Origin of the sequence: Chitinophaga tropicalis (genome assembly GCF_009758205.1) — a bacterium.
In the GTDB taxonomy this organism is placed as follows: domain Bacteria; phylum Bacteroidota; class Bacteroidia; order Chitinophagales; family Chitinophagaceae; genus Chitinophaga; species Chitinophaga tropicalis.
On sequence record NZ_WRXN01000017.1, the window covers coordinates 1 to 20,442 of the forward strand.

The following is a 20,442-nucleotide window of genomic DNA, read 5'->3' on the forward strand; positions in this document are numbered from 1 at the left end:
AAACTGTTCTAAGGCCTTTTTCTTGAGGCCGTCGTAATCAAATTGATCATTCTTGCTCATAAAAAGAAACTTGTGTTAAAGGTCAGGAAATTATTTTAACCTTTGACACAGTTCATTTTACAGTCTCTTGCTCCAGGCCAGGTTACTGCACACAGCGGCAATAACAGCGATCATTCGGGTTATACCCTGATCGTTCATCCAGATTTTTTGTTATCCTATCAACTGGCAGGAAAGATCAAACAATATGGCTTCTTTTCTTATTCGGCTAGCAAAGCCCTACATCTTTCCCACAAGGAAAAGGAAACCATTGTTGCTATTTTTAAGTTAATTGATGACAAGCTACAAGGCAGGATAAATGATTTCAGCCAGGACGTGCTCATTTCACAACCGGAGTCGTTACTGAAGCAGTCCTTTAGTTGTGCATCTCTAATTATTTTTCCAATTCCAGATGCAATATTAAAGTTCCAATAAGGTCACAAGCAATACACAGCTAACATGACTACTATATATGCTGGGAACTGAGAAGCGTATATTTAATTGTCTAATTAGAAAGTTATCGCTACCAACCACCTAAGACTCTCAATAGATATCCCTGAGCAGATCGTCTGCTTGCCTCGTAAAATAATGAATAAGTTTTTTGGCTTTTGTCGTATCATCGAGTATCTGGATGTTGAGAGGCATGTCCTCAAACAGATCAAAATAGACCCACCAGGCGAATTACGAATCCGTCCTTGATGCCCAATTTTTTAGCCAGTGGTGTTGCTGAGTATCCTGCTGTATTCATAGGTATATCAAAAATAGCCAATCGTTATGAACATACATTTAATTACGGTAATGGTTCAAGAGTATCAAAGTTCAAGATATCAAAGACCGAAGCGATCATGAAAGTAACGATCGAAAGCGTTATTTTATCTGATCTGTTCATCGACCAATTTTCTCAGTTCGGCATATTTTTCCTGCCGACCGTCAGTTTTCAGATAAAAGGCCATCAAGAATGCACAGTATCCCTTGCTGTTGTCAACTCAGGGGTAACTGCCAAAAAGCCCCGGACTGCTGACCACACCATTGCCCATGATCCACGCCCCATAACCATACCCTACACCTGTGACTTCCGCGGGCGTATAGGCTACTTTGACATCAGGAGTGATTCTGTTTACTTGCATCTGGTCTATACTTTTTTCCGATAAAATCCTTTTCCCATGGAAGATGCCCTTGTTTAAAATCATGGTTAAAAAGAGGATATAATCTTCGGGGGTGCTGCTGGCCCCGCCTGCGGGTAAGGCTACTGCTTTATATCCAAAATCCGTGTTTTTCATTCCCAGCGGTCTGGCGATGCGCTCGGCAAACAACGTCTCAAAACGCTTGGCGGTGATCTTTTCGAGTACTGCACCGGCGATTTGCAGACCGGTATTGCTATAACGAAAGACTGTTCCCGGAAGTCCCTCTGTGGGATAGGCGCCGATTTGTTTGATCACCTCATCCATATTATTGGCTTGCCGCTTCTCTTTCAGGTCATCTTTTAAATCCGGGGACAGGATTCCTGTCATATGGGACAGGCAATCTCCGATCGTAATGCCGCCTTTCCCGTTTTTTGAAAGTACGGGAAGGAATTTCCCGACCGTATCGTTTAGCCGTATTTTGCCTTCATCTACAAAAGTCATCACCAGCGCTGCACTTAGCCATTTGCTGCAACTGGCTATGGGTTGTTTTGTCGTTTCGGTATAATCGCCTAAATCCGGTTCAGCTCCCTTCCTTTTAGCCATCAGTCTGACCAATGCCTGCTGTCTGCCATTCATTTCATTGACCGCATGGCTATAAATCACCTTCCCATCTTTATAGACCACCAGGATCAGTCTGCCTCCCATTTCACTGGCATGGGCGTCAAGCCAATGATCTACCTGGGAAAATGGTTGTTGAGCATAGGCGGCGCCAAATGGCAACAGAACCATCAGCAGGAAAACTATCTTTTTCATCGTTTTGTTCTTAAACGGTTATTTGCAATAGGCTATTCTTGGATTATATAGCACACTGCTGCATTTAAATTCATATTTATCCTGGCTGTATTTTGGGGCGGGATTATCTGTGACTTCGAGCGGTGCCATAAACTGCCCGTTATATCCAGGCATGGTAACCTGCTCGATTGAACCATTTCCGAGTGCCACATTTTTTCCCGCTGCGCTGTTGTTGAAGCTATAATCAATCAGCGCATCCAGCAAACGGTAAACCCCATAATAGTCATATGCATCGTAGGCGCTACGGGTGTTGGGCAGCATATGGTCCGTAGCATATTTATAGCCGGCCACCGTTGATGGTTTCATGTAATAGTAGTCCTTTTCAGCATTGGAAATATTGATGTTCTTAAAGATATCTATGGCCATTCGATGATCGTTATAAACATCTTCATCATAGACCTGGGTGATCATCTTCGTATTGGCTGGAAAGCTGGCGAGTTGGGCGGGGGTGATCTGGTAACTATACCAGGGCGCCATCGTAAACAGGAAGCGCCCGTCCTGCCCCCAGCCTTTCTCGGTGAAAGCTTTATAGGACAGACCGATCGAAGCGCCCCCACCGAAGGAATGCCCCATAAAGCCTACTTTCCTGGTATCGATAATGTCTGGGTAATCAGCAGCGGCCTTAGTGAAACCGGTCCACAAGGTTAGATAACGATGGTCTATGCTACTGTCATTGGTGGCATAAGGAACGAATACAACCACATAACCTTTTTTGGCAATGAATTCGAACAGGCCCCTGTTATATTCTTTGCTTTCGCCGCCATAGGGATGCGAATAGAAGATGGTTGGTCGGGGTGAGGTAATGCCTGATGGATAAAATACAGTGACTTTGGTGCCTGGATATTCGGTGTTAGAGAAATCGATCTCTGATACTGCGTAAGTACCATCGGAACCATATCCTGAGGAGGGACGGGAAATCGGTCCTGCCAGGTCATCATCGGCCGATTCTGCCGGGGACACAACTGTATTTTTAGAACAGCCGCCTGAGAAGATGAAGGCCAGTATGCATAAGCTGAATAATATCGTTTTCATTTTTCTTTTTTTTGATGCATTAAATCCGATTTCCGGAAAACAAGCTGGTATTTACCGTTCCTTCCTTTTTTCTTTCAGCTGTGCCTTCATCTCATCCTGGAAAGCCTGGTATTGTTTGAACTGCTCGGTGGTGAAAATCTTTTTAAGCTCGGCTTCCTTTTCTTTTTGCGATGACTTGATCTGTTTGAACTTAGAAAACTTACTGTCGCCACTTTTAATGACCGGTTCATTTTTTAGGGCATATTTCAGGTTGATAGCTTCAACCTGGTTTAGCTGTACGGAGTCCAGGTTCAGCTTACTTTTCATCATTTCTGTCTGGAGCTTTGCCCTTTCCTGTGGCGTCTTATCCTGCATTGCGGAACCATGCTGCGCTATAACCAGCTGACCGGACAGTATAAATAACAAGGTCAGTGCTACGGCTATGCCCTTTGTAGTGTTGCTACTTTTCATATTTGTTGAATTTGCTTTTATTGATGATTTAATGTTTCTGCTTTTAGATGGACATATAAATGCCAGCCTCTGGTCAGCGCGCTATGCGGCAGTGTGAATAGGGAAAACCAGCAAAAAAATACGCAAGCTAAACTGGTAAGTGGCAAACAGGTGTTGTCCGTTTTTCATTTTCTGATCTTTTGTTTGTATTGGCCTCATGGATTGATACAAAATTGGTCAAAAATAAGATTTCAGCCCCTGACAAACCCGGTGAAATGGAAAAAACAGGGGGTGAATTGACCTAGCTGTTCATCCATTTTTTAAATTCAACAGACTTAGCTTTACTGATAATAATATGCTCGTCCGGCTGTGGTTTTACTTTGACCAGTAAACGCCCGTTGAAATAAAACTCTGCCTCGATTACAGCGTTACGATTGAGTATAAACTGGCGACTTACCCTCAGAAATAATCTTGGGTCCAGTTGTTGTTCCAACTGCTCCATGGTTGACTCTACAATATATTGCTTGTCATCGGTGGTGCGGAGATAAACCATTTCATTTACTGTATAGAACCAGGCAATTTTAGCTGTTTCCAATGGGATCAGTTTATCCCGGTAATGCACCAGGAAGGATTTTTTATAGGATTTGGTCAGGTTGCCAAGTTGTGCCAATAGCTCGACCAGCGCCGGTCCGTCAGGCCTTTGAGCAGCTCCAGTCCAGTTCTTATATTTGTCTAATGCGCTTTTGATCTCATCGGGGTCAAATGGTTTGAGGATATAGTCGATACCGTTGTTCTTGAAGGCCGTAATCGCGTAATCATTGAAGGCAGTCACGAAAACAACAGGACGGGATATCATTGTCTGCTTGAAAATATCAAACGAAAGGCCATCTGCCAGACGGATATCCATAAAGATCAGGTCATAGAAGTCAGAATGGTCATTGAACCATGTGACCGCATCGGACACGGCCCCCAACGTTTTAACAACAGTGATGTGCTGGTCTGCTTCATTTAAGATATGGATCAGACTGCGGGCGGTAGCTGCTTCATCCTCCACGACCACTATACGGATATTTTTCATTGTTTTAAAGGGAGTTTTACGATAAAGTATGTATCAGACCGGCTGATCTCAATTTCCTGGTGCATCATGATCCTGAAACGTTCATTCAGGTTGGCAAGGCCCATTCCATTGCTCGCTTCCGGTGTTGGTATTTCCCAAAGGCTGTTACTGAAAATAAGTTGATTGTCCTTTGCCTCAATCGCTACCTGCAATGGTCTTTCAGTTGTCGCTGCATTATGTTTGACTGCATTTTCAAGCAGGGGCTGCAACGATAGATGGGGTATTTTAACCGGCAGGTATATATCGGCAATATTGATGGTGAGCTCAAATGCATCCTCCAGCCGCATGGAAATAAGTTTGGCAAATGATCTGAGCATCGTCAGTTCATCGGCAAGGGGGACCAGATCCGTATGAGACCCTACCAATGCATACCGAAAAACAGCAGACATGTCACGGATGTATTTTTGGGCCTGCTTAGGATTCTCACTGACTACCGCTGAAAGGCTGCTCAGGGAATTGAACAGGAAATGCGGGTTCATCTGCTCTTTTAATAATTGCAGCTCCGAGGCCAGATAGGCATTTTTCAATTGCTGATTTTCGGCTGTCATGCTCCTGGAATTACGCATCAGCAATATGATCTTTATGATGATGGCCGTCAGTATAGCACTAAATGACAATCGGAAAAGTGCTCCCGGGAATATTAGTCTTGGCAGTTGAAGGCTGGGGAAAAACAAACGGTGTAATACCGTACTTGTTATTAATAAAACACAAAAAGCAAGGAAATTAAAGGTAACATAGGAGTAATACCTCCTTCTTTCTCTGTAAGATGACAGCCCTTTCCCTTTGCGCAGGTTAATATTAAAAAGAAGGGCGCAAAAAATCAGGTTAAATGTAAACTGGAATAAAAGCTCAAAGGGATTGAAATGCCAGTAACGGGCCATCACTCCATTTTCACGCAAAGCTAAAAGTTTTGGTGAATTTACCATCAGGGAGATCAGCAGGGAACTGTAACCGCAAATGCGGTGCTCATTTTTATCCATCATTAAACTTACTCAAAATTTGATATTCCCGGGAGAGTTCATCCGTCAACTCAATAAATCAGGAGGTGAGATGGAATATTTCAACAGTCAGTTTGACGGCATCTTAAAGTTAAAAGGGGGCTATACTAATTCAACTTTCTACTCTCATTGACAACATATGAGTTGATTGATTCATTAACTTCGGTAAGTTCTTGTCTTGATTGATGGAAACTTTACCATAATAAAAGAACCAAAATATTTGGAAGAAGCAAAACGGATGATTGCTCACTTTAAAGGTGAGCAGCTTGATGAGAACTATTTTGAAATATTGGGATATGATTTTGTTGAATTAAAAGAGGAGTTTTAAGCTCTCACTATGACTGTTATTTTTATACTTATTCATTTTAATAGAAACAGTAATAGTTGCTGCGAAGGCGGGAAGTATTTGGAATGGTTGGTACAATAAATTTACCTGAAAACAGTACTATTAATAGACGGAATTTTTGGCAAATTTAATTTTAAACCGACTGAGATTATTGATTATAGACCATTTGTAATAAGATAAACATGGAATACTAAGCTACAGGATCTGGATTGTCCTCTCAAAAGAGAGTATCACGCCCCAACACGACTCGAACCTTGCTAAGGTTGATAATGAGAATAATATATAAAAGTAATAAAAACAAAAAAGCTCCAAGTCCTTAAACTTGAAGCTTCTAATTTATTGGTGACCCTGTAGGGACTCGAACCCTAGACCCGCTGATTAAGAGTCAGCTGCTCTACCAACTGAGCTACAGAGTCAGTAATGGGTTGCAAATTTAACATCTTACTCCATATTTGACAAAACTTCTTTAACTTAAATAAAAAAACAGGGCATTTTGCCCAAAAAGGAGCGTTAAAGAAATGGAAACAGCATACATTGTAGCCGGATACAGAACCGCCGTAGGTAAGGCCAAACGTGGCGGCTTCCGCTTCTACCGGCCTGACGATCTGGCCGTAGACGTTATAACCGGCCTGTTGAAAAGCGTCCCGCAGCTTGACCCAAAGCGGGTAGACGATCTCATAGTAGGTAATGCCGTACCGGAAGCCGAACAAGGCTTACAGATAGGCAGAATGATCTCGGTGAGGGCACTCGGTATCGAAGTACCAGGCGTGACGGTAAACCGTTACTGTGCCTCCGGACTGGAAACCATTGCCATCGCCACAGCCAAGATACAATCAGGCATGGCTCATTGTATTATAGCCGGGGGAACAGAGAGCATGAGCCTCGTTCCCGTAGCAGGCTGGAAAACAGTACCTAATTACAAAGTAGCCAGCACCACTCCCGAATATTACCTGGGAATGGGGCTCACAGCAGAAGCAGTAGCCAAGGAATATAATATCTCCCGCGAAGACCAGGACGCCTTTGCGCTCAGATCTCACCAGAGAGCCCTGAATGCCATAGAGAACGGGTACTTTAAGAGCGGTATCCTGCCTATCAATGTGGAAGAAGTATATGTGGATGAAAAGGGCAGGAAGCAAACACGCAATTTCACAGTAGACACTGACGAAGGCCCACGTGCTGATACCTCTGCAGAGGCGCTGGCAAAACTGAAGCCTGTTTTTGCTGCCGGCGGCAGTGTTACGGCAGGCAACTCTTCGCAAACCTCAGATGGTGCTGCATTCGTAATAGTAATGAGCGAAACGATGGTGAAAGAGCTGAACTTACAACCCATTGGCCGGTTGGTAGCCTGCGCATCTGCCGGGGTACATCCGCGTATTATGGGTATTGGCCCTGTTGCCGCTATACCCAAGGCATTACAGCAGGTTGGTAAATCCCTGCAGGATATCAGCCTGGTAGAGCTGAATGAAGCCTTTGCCTCACAATCTGTTGCGGTGATCCGTGAACTGGGCATTGATCCCGAGATAGTCAATATCAACGGTGGCGCTATAGCTCTGGGGCACCCGCTGGGTTGCACCGGTGCAAAACTGACCGTACAGATACTGAATGACCTAAAGCGCCTGGATAAGAAATACGGCATTGTGACTGCCTGCGTTGGCGGCGGACAAGGAATTGCCGGTATAATAGAACGTATTTGATCATATGCCGATATAAGCAAAGAGGCTGACTAAAAACATGATAGTCAGCCATTTTTGTGTCAATATGCCCCGTCACCAATAAAATAATCTTATTGAATTAAACTTTTTATTAATTTGGGAGCGAATTTGGATACCTGTGTATTAGCCTATATCAGCAAAAACATTCCCTATTAAATATACAACCATATCATAGTTCTATGGATCGCAGACAATTCCTTACGCTTCCCTCCAGGCGCCAGCAAACAGTGAAAGCGGATGCCAGCATCGCTACCGGCCGCACGGATTCAGGCCTTGCTCCCTATACAGGAGAGTTTGGTACAGCGCAGGTAGTTCACCTGTTGAAACGTACCATGTTCGGAGCCACACCGGAAGACATTACCTGGTGCAAAGGACTCACCATGGACGCTGCAGTAGAAGCGCTGATCAATACCACCAATACTGTTACCACGCAACCTCTGAATACATACGGAGACGATGCAACAGGTATTGCTCCCGGCGCCACCTGGGTGAACTCAGCTCCCCCTCCTGAAGATGGAGACCTGGACAGGAACCGCTGGCCATCCTATAAGGCATGGTGGATGGATGTAATGATCAACCAGGGACGCAGCATCCAGGAAAAAATGGTGCTCTTCTGGCACAACCATTTTCCTACAGAACTGACCATGGTGAACGACGCCCGCTATATATACAAATACAACACCATGTTGCGGGCCAACGCTACAGGCAATTTCAAGACGCTTACCAAAGCCGTGACACTCGATCCGGCCATGCTGAAATACCTCAACGGCTATCTGAACGGAAAAGAAAGCCCTGACGAGAACTATGGCCGCGAACTGCACGAACTGTTCACAGTAGGGAAGGGGCCCGATTCCCACTATACAGAAGAAGATGTAAGGGCTACCGCCCAGGTACTTACCGGCTTCAGAATAGAACCGGTGTCAATGACATCTTACTTTGAATCTACCCAGCACGTTATTACCAACAAGGAATTTTCCAGCTTCTATAATAACCGGAAGATAGCCGGTAAATCAGGTGCAGAAGGCGCTACTGAACTGGATGATCTGCTTGATATCATCTTTGAACAGCACGAAGTATCCAAGTTCATCTGCCGTAAGATCTACCGCTTTTTTGTGTATTACCAGATCGATGCTGCTGTAGAACAGAACGTGATCACCCCGCTGGCACAGATCTTCCGGGATAACCTGTACGACATCAAACCCGTGCTCAAGGCTTTGTTTAAAAGCGAGCATTTCTTTGATCCGTTGAATATGTCTGCGCTGATCAAAAGCCCGGTCGACTTTACCGTAGGTCTGTGCCGTGAATTTGGTGTAGAGTTCCCGACAGATTATATGAGCAGGTTTGAATCGCTGGACAGGCTGCGTGAACATACCGGCAGAATGCTGCAGGACATAGGAGATCCTCCGCTGGTGGCAGGATGGGAAGCCTATCGCCAGGAACCACAGTACCATGAAATGTGGATCAACACTGACACCCTGCCCAAGCGTAATATGATGAGCGATTCAATGATCAGCTCAGGAGGTTTTGGCGGCGTAAAGATAGACGTACTGGCATTTGCAGATAAATTATCAGAACCAGGCAATCCTGTTGTTCTTATCCAGGACTCGCTGGACCTGCTTTACAGGATGCCGTTATCAGACAATTCCAAAGCCAGGCTTAAGAATCTGATCCTGCTCAGCGGCCAGAGCCCTGACAGTGATTATTACTGGACAGAGGCCTGGGATAAATGGAAAACAAACCCGACCTCCGCTAACCGTAATACAGTGGAAAGCCGTCTGCAAACGCTGTATAAGTATCTTATGAACATGTCAGAATATCAACTATCCTGATCTGAAAGACCTAAAACTATGAAACGCAGAAATTTCCTTAAATATTCCGCTCAGGCAGCAGCCCTGCCTACTTTTATAAATGGGTTCTCGGTAAAAGCATTCGGCACGTCCTCGTTGCTGAGTGCGTTAGCGAAATCGGCAGAAGATAATGATCATGTACTGGTAATGATCCAGCTGATTGGTGGTAATGACGGTCTTAACATGGTAGTGCCACTGGATGTGTATGCCGACTACCAGGCTGCCCGTACCAATATCGCCATTCCACAGGGACAGGTATTGCCCCTGGCCAACAATATTAAAACAGGCCTGCATCCTGCTATGACAGGAATACAGCAGCTCTATGAGAACGGTAAGGTATGTATTGTACAGAGTGTAGGATATCCTTCGCCTGACTATTCCCACTTCCGCGCTACAGATATCTGGCTGACCGGTTCTGATGCCAATCAGATACTGGATACAGGCTGGGCGGGCCGTTACCTGGAAACACAATACCCGGACTACCCGGATGCTTATGAAGACAGCGATCCGCTGGCAATACAGATAGGTTCCATCACCTCTCCTGTTTTCCAGGGCGCTGATTCCAACATGGCCATCACTATCTCCAGCTCTACAGATTTCTATAACCTGGTGGAAGATATCATGGACCCCGTTCCTAATACTCATGCTGGTGTGGAACTGGAGTATATCCGGTTGATTGCCAAACAGTCCAACAAGTTTGCCAATGCCATTAAGAAAGCCGCTGCCAGTGTTACTTCACAGAGCCCTTATCCGGACAACAGGCTGGCAGAACAGCTGAAGATCGTGGCCCGTCTCATAGCCGGCGGATTGAAAACCCGTCTCTATATGGTGCAGCATGGTTTCTATGACACTCACGCCAACCAGGCCCAGGCAGGAAGTACCGCTAAAGGTACCCATGCAGAGCTGTTGGGAGATCTGTCTGGCTCCATCAAGGCCTTCATGGATGACCTTACTAAATTGAAAGCTTCCAGGCGCGTTGTGGGAATGACCTTCTCCGAGTTTGGCCGCCGTATAAAATCTAACGGCAGTATGGGTACAGACCATGGCGCAGCTGCTCCTATGATCATTTTTGGTGATTATGTGCTGCAGGGCGTGTTAGGTTCATCCCCCGAAATTCCTACCTCCGCCGCCGTAAATGATAACATGCCTATGCAGTACGATTTCCGCTCTGTATATGCTTCCCTGCTGGAACAATGGTTCTGTGTGGATAATACCACCCTGCAAACTATCCTGTTCAAGGATTACCAGCGACTGCCAATAGTAAGCGGCATTGCCTGTGGTACTATCACTTCTATAGACGATATTAATAACGGCAGTAAAAACCTGATCACCAACTATCCGAATCCTTTTGTCACCACTACCACACTGAAGTATAAGACCAGGGGCGGACATACCCTGATCCAGATCTTTGATACCATGGGCCGCCTGGTGGCTACCCCGGTTAATAAGGTGCAGCCCGGAGGGGAATATACTGTTCAATTTGATAGTGGTAACCTGGCAACGGGGATTTTCTATGCCCGTTTGCAGAATGGGGTGTATCAGCATTTGCGCAGTATGCTGAAAGTGAAGGGGTAAAGAAATTGTTTGACCTGCAACTCTAAGGCTCTGTCTCTTAATGGTAATGCATCAGTTTGGATCTTTATGCCATATTTAACCGGAGGAAACTGTACATGAAATCGCTTTTGCTTCTGGCCGGCTAAGATTTTAAGCTGATGCGCCACCTTCTTAATATTACAAGCAACATTGTTGCATTAATTCCCTACCTTTGCCTTGTCAAACTCATGATTAAGGTAAAGGGTCTATATAAGGTATTGGCGGTCATACTCCTGACGGTGTTTACCATAAACATCACCCCCAGGGCGTTTATCCACCAGTTCTTTCCGCACGAGGATACGGAAGACGTTCCCGTGCACCATACAGATCCTGCCTTTTCCGTTAAGCACCTGCATTGCGGTTTCCTGCAGCAGGTAGATCCTGAACCATACGAACATACCGGCGTATTCTTTTACAGCGCGCTGGTACAGCATATCATCTGGCGGTTTCCCACGCCGGTAATTCCTGTGTTGAGTTATGTGCCTCACAGGATGTTATCTCCACGAGCTCCCCCGGTTATCTCTCTCATTTAATGCGGACATGGATGTCCTTTGTTTTTACTATTGCAGCAGCATATAGCTGAGGCATGTACTATCGTCTACAAATTAAATTTCTATGCACTATTTACGTGTTATCATAACAGGTGTACTCGCTGTGTTACAATCTGCTGCTTTTGCAGCTGTTTTACCGGGGGATGATGCCGGCAATTCCCTGAGCGGTACTATTACAGATAAATCATCCAATAACCCTTTACCCGGAGCTACAGTATACCTTCCGGACCTGCATGTGGGCGCTTCTGCCAATGCCCAGGGACAATATGAAATTAAAAACCTGCCGAAAGGAAAATATCTTGTAGAGGTACATTTTATCGGATATGCCGCCCATACTGAAGTTGTTCAGATCAATGGGGCCACTACTGCCAGCTTTGCCCTCTCAGAAACACTGATAGAAAAGAATGAAGTGGTGATCACAGGTGTGAATCTGGCCACTACACTCAGGAAAACACCTACTCCGGTAAGTGTGATAAGGAGAGATTATCTTGATGCCAACATCTCCACCAATATTATCGATGCTATTGCCAAACTGCCAGGTGTTAGTCAGCTGACTACCGGCCCGGCAATTTCTAAACCCTTTATCCGTGGTCTTGGTTATAACCGTGTTGTAGTGGTAGGTGATGGAGTAAGACAGGAAGGACAGCAATGGGGGGATGAACATGGTATCGAAATAGACGATTATAACGTTGGTAAAGTAGAAGTGCTGAAAGGACCTGCTTCCCTTGTTTATGGATCAGACGCGCTGGCCGGTGTGGTAAACATCGTTCCGCCGGGAGCTGTTGCAGCCGGACATGTGAAAGGAAATGTAGCCGCCAATTACCTGACCAATAACGGACAGATCTCCTATCATGCAGACATTGCAGGTACCACACAGAAAGGCTTCACCTGGAGCGTCTTTGGTACGCAGAAGTTTGCACACGATTATAAAAATAAATATGATGGTTACGTATACAACTCGAAATTCAGGAATACCAACTATGGTGGTAGCATTGGCCTGAATAAACAATGGGGTTCCTCTACACTGCGTTTCACTTCCTTTAACCAGGAACTGGGACTGGTGGAAGGAGACCGTAACGAACAGGGACAGTTCATCAAACCGGTGAACAATAACGGTGTGGCCGATGAAGCAGTAGCTACGGATGATGATTTCAAATCATACAGTATTGGCCTGCCCAAGCAAAAGATCACTCACCAGAAACTGGTATGGGATAATAACGTTTACCTGAGCAATGGTGGCCGGTTGGCGCTGACGCTGGGCTATCAGTGGAATCGCCGTAAAGAGCTGGGCAATGTCCTGGACCCGAACGATCCGGACCTTTTCCTGAAGCTCAACACCTTCAATTACAGCCTCCGTTACTACCTGCCTGAAATGAATGGCTGGCAGACAACTATTGGTGTGAATGGAATGAAACAACAGAACACTATAGGCGGAGAAGAACAACTGATCCCCGCTTATGACCTGTTCGATGCCGGCGTATTTGCCGTGACCAGCAAAACATTTGATAAGCTGACACTGAGCGGCGGATTACGCTTCGACAGCCGTAATATGAAAACCAAACTGCTGGAAACAGGAGGGGAGACGAAATTCGGAGTGGTAGACCGCAATTTCTCCAATGCGTCCGGTAGTGTGGGCGTAAGCTACCTGGCCAGCGATCGTGTTACGCTGAAACTGAACGCTGCACGTGGTTTCAGGGCTCCTAACATTTCAGAACTGGCAGCCAACGGTGTGCATGAAGGCACTATCAAATACGAATATGGCAACCAGGACCTGAAACCGGAAGTGAGCACCCAGGGAGATGTGGGCGTTGAATTTAATTCCATGCACGTGTCAGCAAGCGCCAGCCTGTTCTACAATCATATCAGCAACTTCATCTATGCCCGTAAACTGGTGAATGCTGCCGGTGGTGATTCTATTCCCGCAACAGATAATGATGAAGGATATGCTGCATTCAAATACCAGCAGAGCACAGCTAACCTGTATGGTGGGGAGTTTACGCTGGACATTCATCCGCATCCGATAGACTGGCTGCATTTTGAGAACACGTTCTCTTATGTAAGAGGTGTGATCTCCAGTGCAACAGACTCTACCAAATACCTGCCTAATATTCCTGCTGCCCGCTGGATATCAGAGCTGAAAGGGAGGTTCAAAAAAGTAGGAGGAGTGATGCAGAATGCTTATGCAGGTGTACAGATGGACCTGACATTTGCACAAAACGATGTGTTCTATGCTTACCAGACAGAAACTACTACCAAAGGATATACGTTGCTGAATGCAGGTATAGGGACCGATTTTGTGAATAAGAAGAATAAAGTGTTGTTCTCCCTGCATGTGGCCGCCAATAACATTACTGATGTGGCGTACCAGAATCACCTCAGCAGGCTGAAATATGCTCCTGAAAATGAAGCAACAGGCCGTGTGGGTGTGTATAATATGGGAAGGAATTTCAGTGTGAAAGTAGCTATTCCGATTGATTTTAAATAAAGAAAAAGGGGGATATCACTGATATCCCCCTTTTTTTATTTCTCCGGCAGATCTGCCGTGCTTTCATCATAATAGACAAAGAAGTAAAGGTATATTACCCTGCTTATCCTCATCAGCCAGGGCTGCAATAGCAATAATATCCCGCCGTTAACTCCCAGCCAGATATATACGCTGTTATCTTCCCAGGACAGACCGAAAAATACCCAGTAAGCGATCAGCGTAGCTACAGACAGGGCAACCGCCAGTGCATAGCTGACATAACCCGTACCAAACCAGAAACCTGTTTCCAGTTCATACTTCTGTCCGCATACAGGACAACGCTCATGCATGTGAAAGAGCTTTGAGAGATGCAGGTATGCATTCTTTTCCTTAAACATGTCACCTCTCCTGCAATGAGGGCATTTCATAGATAGGAGGCTCAATAGATAACCAGGTCGCTTTTTACTCATGGCGCAAAGATACTTCTCTCTCTCCAATTTGTTGCCGCCACATTGCATAATAGAGGCCTTTTTCAGCCAGCAATGAAGTGTGCGTACCGGTTTCTGTGATCCTGCCTTTTTCCAGCACATATATCCTGTCGGCATGCATAATAGTGGATAACCTGTGTGCGATCATCACGGTGATATGCTCCCGGGTAGACGTGATATCCCTTACTGTGTTGGTAATAGATTCTTCGGTGATAGAGTCCAGTGCTGAAGTGGCTTCATCAAACACCAGCAGTCTTGGCTGGCGCAGTAATGCCCTGGCAATGGACAAGCGTTGCTTTTCTCCGCCGGAGATCTTCATACCGCCTTCTCCTATCACGGAATCCAGGCCGTTATCTGCTCTTTCCAGCAGGGTATTGGCACTGGCCTGTTTCAATACCTGGATGATGTCTTCATCAGTAGCCCGGGGATTCACGAACAGGAGATTTTCTTTGATAGTACCGGAAAACAGCTGGGTATCCTGTGTTACGAAACCTATCTGGTAACGCAGTTCCTCGATGTCTATCTCCTGGCTGTCCACATTGTTGTACAGGATATTTCCTTCCTGCGGCGAGTACAGGCCTACCAGTAATTTTACCAATGTGGTTTTCCCTGAGCCGGAAGGGCCTACAAAGGCAATGGTTTCACCTACGTTCACGGAGAAGTTGATGTTATCCAATGCCTTGGTAGTGGCGGTCAGATGTTTAAAGCCTACCTGTCTGAAGGTCAGCTTATCGATCCTGTTGATCGGCACCGGTTGTGCAGGGGTTTCTTCTACCGGTGTGTTGAGGATCCTCTCAAAATTGAGCAGGGAAACCTGCGCTTCGCGGTAGGCCAGGATGATGTTACCCAGCTCCTGTAATGGCCCGAAAATAAAGAAAGAGTACAACTGCAGGGTGAACATCTGTCCTACTGATACTGTGTCCCTGTAGATCAGGAACAGCAGGAGGAAGAGGATGACCTGGCGGAGAAAGTTCACAAAGGTACCCTGTACAAAGCTGATACTGCGGATACTGCGTACTTTCTTCAGTTCCAGCATCAGGATGCGGATGGTAGTGGAGTTCAGTCGCCTGATCTCCTGGTGGGTCAGCCCCAGGCTTTTTACCAGTTCAATGTTACGCAGGGATTCTGTAGTGGCTCCTGCCAGCATGGTAGTTTCCTTGACGATGGTCTTCTGTATGGTCTTGATCTTCTTGCTCAGCACATTCATGAGCCATCCCAGCAGCAGGCAGCCGCCAAAGTATACGAATACCAGGCTCCAGTGCACGCGGAATGCGTAGATCATAACAAATACAACTCCCACAAGGGTGACGAACAGTACGTTCACGAACGACGTGATGAATTTTTCACTATCGGTCCTTACTTTCTGCAGGACCGCCAGTGTTTCCCCACTACGTTGATCTTCAAACTGTTGATAAGGAAGGCGCAGCGAATGGCGTAATCCGTCAGTATAAATACGGGCGCCGAATTTCTGGATGATGACGTTGACAAAATAGTCCTGGAACGCTTTGGCAATACGGGACACCATAGCTACGCCGATAGATGCCAGGAGTAATAATATTACGCCATTCGTATAGTCACTTTGCGTACGTGGAACCCCTTTGTCAGTAGTGTGCGGATGTGAAGCAAAAAGGTCTATCATCCTCCCGAATATATACGGGTCCAGTAACGAGAATACCTGGTTAATGGTAGCTAAAAGCAGCGCCAGTGCTATTAACCACTTATAACTCTTCAGATAATGTAAGAACAGTTTCATGATGCAAAAAGACAGTCTAGGTTGCAAAGGTACATCAATATAAGTGTTGCAACACATTTAAAAAATTGTTACTGATACTATAGAATAAGTCTTTCCGTAGGAAGTTGGAATGCAGTCATTTAAAGATAGCCGGCCCCGTTTTTTTAATTGCTTCCGCTCAGGAAAATAAAGTAACTTAATACTCAGAATCGGTCACATAATACTAGCTACGGCTGAAACCACCAAAACGGCAATCCTTTCTTATTTTTCAAAGATCAGCCCGCCCGGGTTGAAAAACCAGTTAATTCTTACGTTATGAAGACCTATGATGAGAAACACATCAGAAACATAGTATTATTGGGCGCCGCCAAGAGCGGAAAGACCACTCTTTGCGAAACAATGCTGTTCGAAGCCGGGATTATTCCCAGACGCGGTACCGTTGAAGAAAGGAACACCGTTTCCGACTATCATGAGGTAGAGCATGACCGCGGCAGCTCGGTTTACGCCACCTGCCTGCATACAGAATGGCGGGACTATAAGATCAATATCATTGATACGCCCGGCCTGGAAGACTTTATAGGAGAGATCATTTCCTCTATCCGGGTATGCGATACCGCCCTGCTACTGCTCAATGCCCAATATGGTGTAGAAGTAGGTACCTCCCAGATATGGGACTATGTGGATAAATATCAGAAACCAACTATTCTGGCAGTTAACCAGCTGGACACTGAACAGGCCAATTTCACCCGTACAGTGGAAGAGGCCCGGAAGGTATTCGGTACAGCGGTGACCATCATGCAATACCCTGTAAACCAGGGGCCGGGTTTTAACAGTGTTATAGACCTGTTGAAAATGACCCTCTACCGTTTCCCGGAAAATGGCGGCAAACCTGAAAAACTGCCTATCCCGGACAGTGAAAAAGAACAGGCAGAACGCCTGCATAATGAACTGGTTGAAAAAGCGGCAGAGAATGACGATACCCTGATGGAGCAGTATTTCGAAAAAGGGAACCTGGATGAGGATGAACTGCGCCAGGGACTGAAAATAGGTATGCTGAAACACCAGGTGTTCCCCGTCTTCTGCTTATCAGCCACCAATAATATGGGTAGCGGCCGGTTGATGGGATTTATTGACAATGTGGCGCCTTCCTCCCTGGAAATGCCGCCCGAACAGGCCGAAGATGGGAGTCCCATTCCCTGCGATCCTGCTGGTCCGCCGGTATTGTTCATCTTTAAGACCCTGCTGGAACCTCATATTGGGCGCCTCTCATTCTTTAAAGTACTCTCCGGTGAGGTAAAGGCAGGGGCTGAATTGTATAATGAAAAAGGCAATACTGCCGAGCGACTGAACCAGCTCTTTATTACCGACGGTAAGAACCGGCAGAATGCAGAGATACTGCGTACAGGAGATATTGGTTGTACGCTTAAATTAAAGAATACACTTACCAATCATACTTTAAGTGATAAGCAATATGGCAAACAGGTACATCCTATAGATTTTCCACGTCCCAAGGTGCGCGTAGCCATAGAGGCCACTAATAAGGGAGACGATGAAAAGCTGGGAGAGGTGTTGAGTGAGATCCATATGGAAGACCCTACATTGGAAATAGAATATAACCGTGAGCTGAAGCAGGTTATTCTTCACGGACAGGGAGACCTGCACCTTGCATTGACCCGTTGGAGGCTGGAGAATATCTACAGGATGCACGTTGAATTTTTACCGGCGAAGATCCCTTACAGAGAAACCATCCGTAAGCCGGCCAATGCTACTTACCGGCATAAAAAGCAATCCGGCGGAGCAGGGCAGTTCGGAGAAGTATTTCTGACCATAGAGCCATATTATGAAGGAATGCCTCCCTATAAAGAACATCCCGTACGTGATACGGAAGAGATAGCATTGACCTGGGGAGGCAAGCTGGTGTTCAATAACTGTATAGTAGGAGGGGCCATAGACAGCCGTTTCCTGCCTTCTATCCTCAAAGGTATTATGGAAAAGATGCAGGAAGGGCCGCTGACGGGTTCTTATGTAAGGGATATCCGTGTCAGTGTATATGATGGTAAGATGCACCCGGTAGACAGTAATGATATTTCTTTTAAGATCGCCGGTATGATGGCTTTCAGGGACGCCTTTCACCAGGCTTCTCCCCAGTTGCTGGAGCCGGTTTTTGACCTTGAGACCACCGCTCCGGATAGTATGATGGGAGATATCATGGGAGAGCTGCAAAGCCGCCGTAGTGTTATAACCGGGATGGATACCCTGAACGGTTACCAGGTTATAAAGGCACGTACGCCGCAGGCGGAGCTGGATAAGCTGTATGCTGCTTTAAGGAATGTTACACAGGGTAAAGCAAAGATCAATGCAGCGTTTGCTGAATATGCACCTGTTCCGCCTGAGATACAGAAGAAGTTATCTGAAGAATATAAAGGTGCAGAACTGGCGCCGAGCTATTGAGGTATTTAAATTTCAGGCTAAGGAGGCTGTATCATACCTTTGATACAGCCTCTTTCAGTTAATTACTTATCCCACCAATTCTCTCTATCCAGGCTCCTGTGCTGAATTGCTTCAATGATATGCGTCGTTTCAACCTGTTCACTTCCTGCAAGATCTGCTGAAGTACGGCTAACTTTCAATATCCTGTCATACGCTCTGGCTGAGAGTTTCAGTCTATGCATAGCATTTCTGAGGAGTGTTTCTGTTTCATTATTCAGTTTACAGAATTTTTTTAATAGCTGGCTATTCATCTGTGCGTTACAATGTATATCATCATATACTTTAAAGCGTTGTATTTGTATTTCTCTCGCCATCACTACTCTGCTTCTGATAGTTTCACTGGATTCTTCTACGGTATCATCCAGAAGAGATTGTATCGGCGCCGGAGTTACTTCTATATGCAGGTCTATCCTGTCCATGAGTGGGCCGGATACTTTATTCAGATATTTCTGTACTGTACCGGGTACGCAGGTACATGGTTTCTCAGGATGGGTGAAGAAACCGCAGGGGCATGGATTCATGGAAGCGATCAGCATAAAACCTGCAGGGAAATCAACCGTCTGTAATGCTCTTGAAATAGAAACCCGCCGGTCTTCAATTGGTTGCCGTAATACTTCCAGGGCGGCCCTGCTGAACTCAGGCAGTTCATCCAGGAACAATACACCATTGTGCGCCAATGATATTTCTCCTGGTTGTGGAAAACGTCCTCCACCTACCAGGGCGGTATCACTTATACTATGGTGTGGAGAGCGGAAGGGTCTTTGTGTGATAAGAGAAATATCAGAAAGCAGTTTACCCGCTACTGAATGGATCTTGGTTGTTTCCAGCGCTTCATTCAGGCTCAGAGGAGGTAAAATGGTACAAAGACGTTTGGCCAGCATGGTTTTACCCGCTCCAGGAGGGCCTATCATCAAGGCGTTATGTCCGCCTGCGGCAGCTAATTCCATAGCCCGTTTCACATTGTATTGTCCTTTAACATCGTTGAAGTCGATGTCAAAGTGATCCCGCCGGGAGAGTATCTTTTGTATGTCCACTTTGACGGGAGGAACAGCATCCGGCGCTTCCAGCAATTTAAGTACTTCTCTGAGATGACCAACAGCGTAAACATCCAACCCATTCACCATTGCAGCTTCCTGTGCATTCCTGGAAGGAACGATCAGACCGCTGAAGCCGTCCTGTTTTGCTTTTATAGCTATTGGTAGGGCTCCCCTGATAGGCAATACAGTACCATCTAAAGACAGTTCTCCCATGATTGTGAACCGGGATAATATTGCCCCGTCTATCTGCCCGGAAGCAGCCAGCAGCCCTAATGCTATGGGCAGATCATAAGCCGAGCCTACCTTCCTGATATCAGCCGGGGCCATGTTAACAACTGTTCTGAAACGGGGGAATTTATATCCAAGATCTGTGATGGCAGATTCAATACGCCGTTCACTTTCTTTGACAGCACTATCAGGTAATCCTACAATGTAAAATTGAGTGCCTTTGGGAGATACGTTAACTTCTATTACAATGGAAATGGCTTCTACGCCTTGTACAGCGCTACCAAAGGTTTTAACAATCATGGATGACTATTTAACTGAAAATGGGCGAATTTAAGAAATCCGCCCATTCCCGTTTTTGTTCATTTT

The 20,442-nt window shown here is 45.8% G+C and carries 15 protein-coding genes and 1 tRNA gene; 7 read left to right on the forward strand and 9 right to left on the reverse strand.

What is annotated here, in order from left to right:
- Window positions 1-102: 102 nt before the first annotated feature.
- A complete protein-coding gene (locus GO493_RS30915) occupies window positions 103-471 on the forward strand; it encodes a hypothetical protein (protein WP_198315840.1) in 369 nt (122 codons plus the stop codon).
- 551 nt (window positions 472-1,022) lie between these two features.
- On the opposite strand, the gene GO493_RS26675 is transcribed toward GO493_RS30915, so the two are convergent.
- The 6 genes from GO493_RS26675 to GO493_RS26705 all read right to left on the reverse strand — a co-directional run bounded on the left by GO493_RS26675 (window position 1,023) and on the right by GO493_RS26705 (window position 6,350).
- Window positions 1,023-1,973, reverse strand: coding sequence for a serine hydrolase domain-containing protein (locus tag GO493_RS26675; protein WP_198315841.1), 951 nt, complete (start codon window positions 1,971-1,973; stop codon window positions 1,023-1,025).
- Between the two features lie 18 nt (window positions 1,974-1,991).
- A complete protein-coding gene (locus GO493_RS26680) occupies window positions 1,992-3,044 on the reverse strand; it encodes an alpha/beta hydrolase (protein ID WP_157309295.1) in 1,053 nt (350 codons plus the stop codon).
- Between the two features lie 51 nt (window positions 3,045-3,095).
- Entirely contained in the window at window positions 3,096-3,494 is a 399-nt protein-coding gene (locus tag GO493_RS26685; RefSeq protein ID WP_157309296.1) for a hypothetical protein, read from the reverse strand.
- Between the two features lie 280 nt (window positions 3,495-3,774).
- Entirely contained in the window at window positions 3,775-4,551 is a 777-nt protein-coding gene (locus GO493_RS26690; RefSeq protein ID WP_157309297.1) for a LytR/AlgR family response regulator transcription factor, read from the reverse strand.
- The gene (locus tag GO493_RS26695; protein WP_157309298.1) at window positions 4,548-5,138 is read right to left on the reverse strand and encodes a sensor histidine kinase; all 591 of its coding nucleotides are present in this window, start codon (window positions 5,136-5,138) and stop codon (window positions 4,548-4,550) included. Before GO493_RS26695 ends, GO493_RS26690 begins: the two co-directional genes overlap by 4 nt.
- Window positions 5,139-6,274: 1,136 nt before the next feature.
- Window positions 6,275-6,350, reverse strand: a tRNA-Lys gene (locus tag GO493_RS26705).
- 102 nt (window positions 6,351-6,452) lie between these two features.
- On the opposite strand from GO493_RS26705, the gene GO493_RS26710 reads away from it, so the two are divergent.
- The 5 genes from GO493_RS26710 (at window position 6,453) to GO493_RS26730 (ending at window position 14,122) form a co-directional block, all read left to right on the forward strand.
- On the forward strand, window positions 6,453-7,628 hold the full coding sequence (locus tag GO493_RS26710; protein WP_157309300.1) for a thiolase family protein: 1,176 nt from the start codon (window positions 6,453-6,455) through the stop codon (window positions 7,626-7,628).
- 197 nt (window positions 7,629-7,825) lie between these two features.
- Entirely contained in the window at window positions 7,826-9,475 is a 1,650-nt protein-coding gene (locus GO493_RS26715) for a DUF1800 domain-containing protein (RefSeq protein WP_157309301.1), read from the forward strand.
- Between the two features lie 18 nt (window positions 9,476-9,493).
- Window positions 9,494-11,068 carry a DUF1501 domain-containing protein gene (locus GO493_RS26720; RefSeq protein WP_157309302.1) on the forward strand — a complete coding sequence of 525 codons (1,575 nt, stop codon included), beginning with the start codon at window positions 9,494-9,496 and terminating at the stop codon, window positions 11,066-11,068.
- A gap of 206 nt (window positions 11,069-11,274) precedes the next feature.
- On the forward strand, window positions 11,275-11,619 hold the full coding sequence (locus GO493_RS30920; RefSeq protein WP_198315842.1) for a hypothetical protein: 345 nt from the start codon (window positions 11,275-11,277) through the stop codon (window positions 11,617-11,619).
- Between the two features lie 82 nt (window positions 11,620-11,701).
- The gene (locus tag GO493_RS26730; protein ID WP_157309304.1) at window positions 11,702-14,122 is read left to right on the forward strand and encodes a TonB-dependent receptor; all 2,421 of its coding nucleotides are present in this window, start codon (window positions 11,702-11,704) and stop codon (window positions 14,120-14,122) included.
- A gap of 35 nt (window positions 14,123-14,157) precedes the next feature.
- Here the strand turns inward: GO493_RS26730 and GO493_RS26735 are convergent, their stop codons facing one another.
- Both GO493_RS26735 and GO493_RS26740 read right to left on the reverse strand, forming a co-directional pair.
- The gene (locus tag GO493_RS26735; protein WP_232539123.1) at window positions 14,158-14,451 is read right to left on the reverse strand and encodes a DUF983 domain-containing protein; all 294 of its coding nucleotides are present in this window, start codon (window positions 14,449-14,451) and stop codon (window positions 14,158-14,160) included.
- A gap of 112 nt (window positions 14,452-14,563) precedes the next feature.
- Complete coding sequence (locus GO493_RS26740; RefSeq protein ID WP_157309306.1) at window positions 14,564-16,342, reverse strand: ABC transporter ATP-binding protein; 1,779 nt, start codon at window positions 16,340-16,342, stop codon at window positions 14,564-14,566.
- Window positions 16,343-16,636: 294 nt separating this feature from the next.
- On the opposite strand from GO493_RS26740, the gene GO493_RS26745 reads away from it, so the two are divergent.
- Window positions 16,637-18,772 (forward strand): elongation factor G, encoded by a 2,136-nt coding sequence (locus GO493_RS26745; RefSeq protein WP_157309307.1) that lies wholly within the window; start codon window positions 16,637-16,639, stop codon window positions 18,770-18,772.
- 62 nt (window positions 18,773-18,834) lie between these two features.
- On the opposite strand, the gene GO493_RS26750 is transcribed toward GO493_RS26745, so the two are convergent.
- Window positions 18,835-20,376, reverse strand: a complete 1,542-nt coding sequence (locus GO493_RS26750) for a YifB family Mg chelatase-like AAA ATPase (RefSeq protein ID WP_157309308.1) — start codon at window positions 20,374-20,376, stop codon at window positions 18,835-18,837.
- Window positions 20,377-20,442 lie beyond the last annotated feature (66 nt).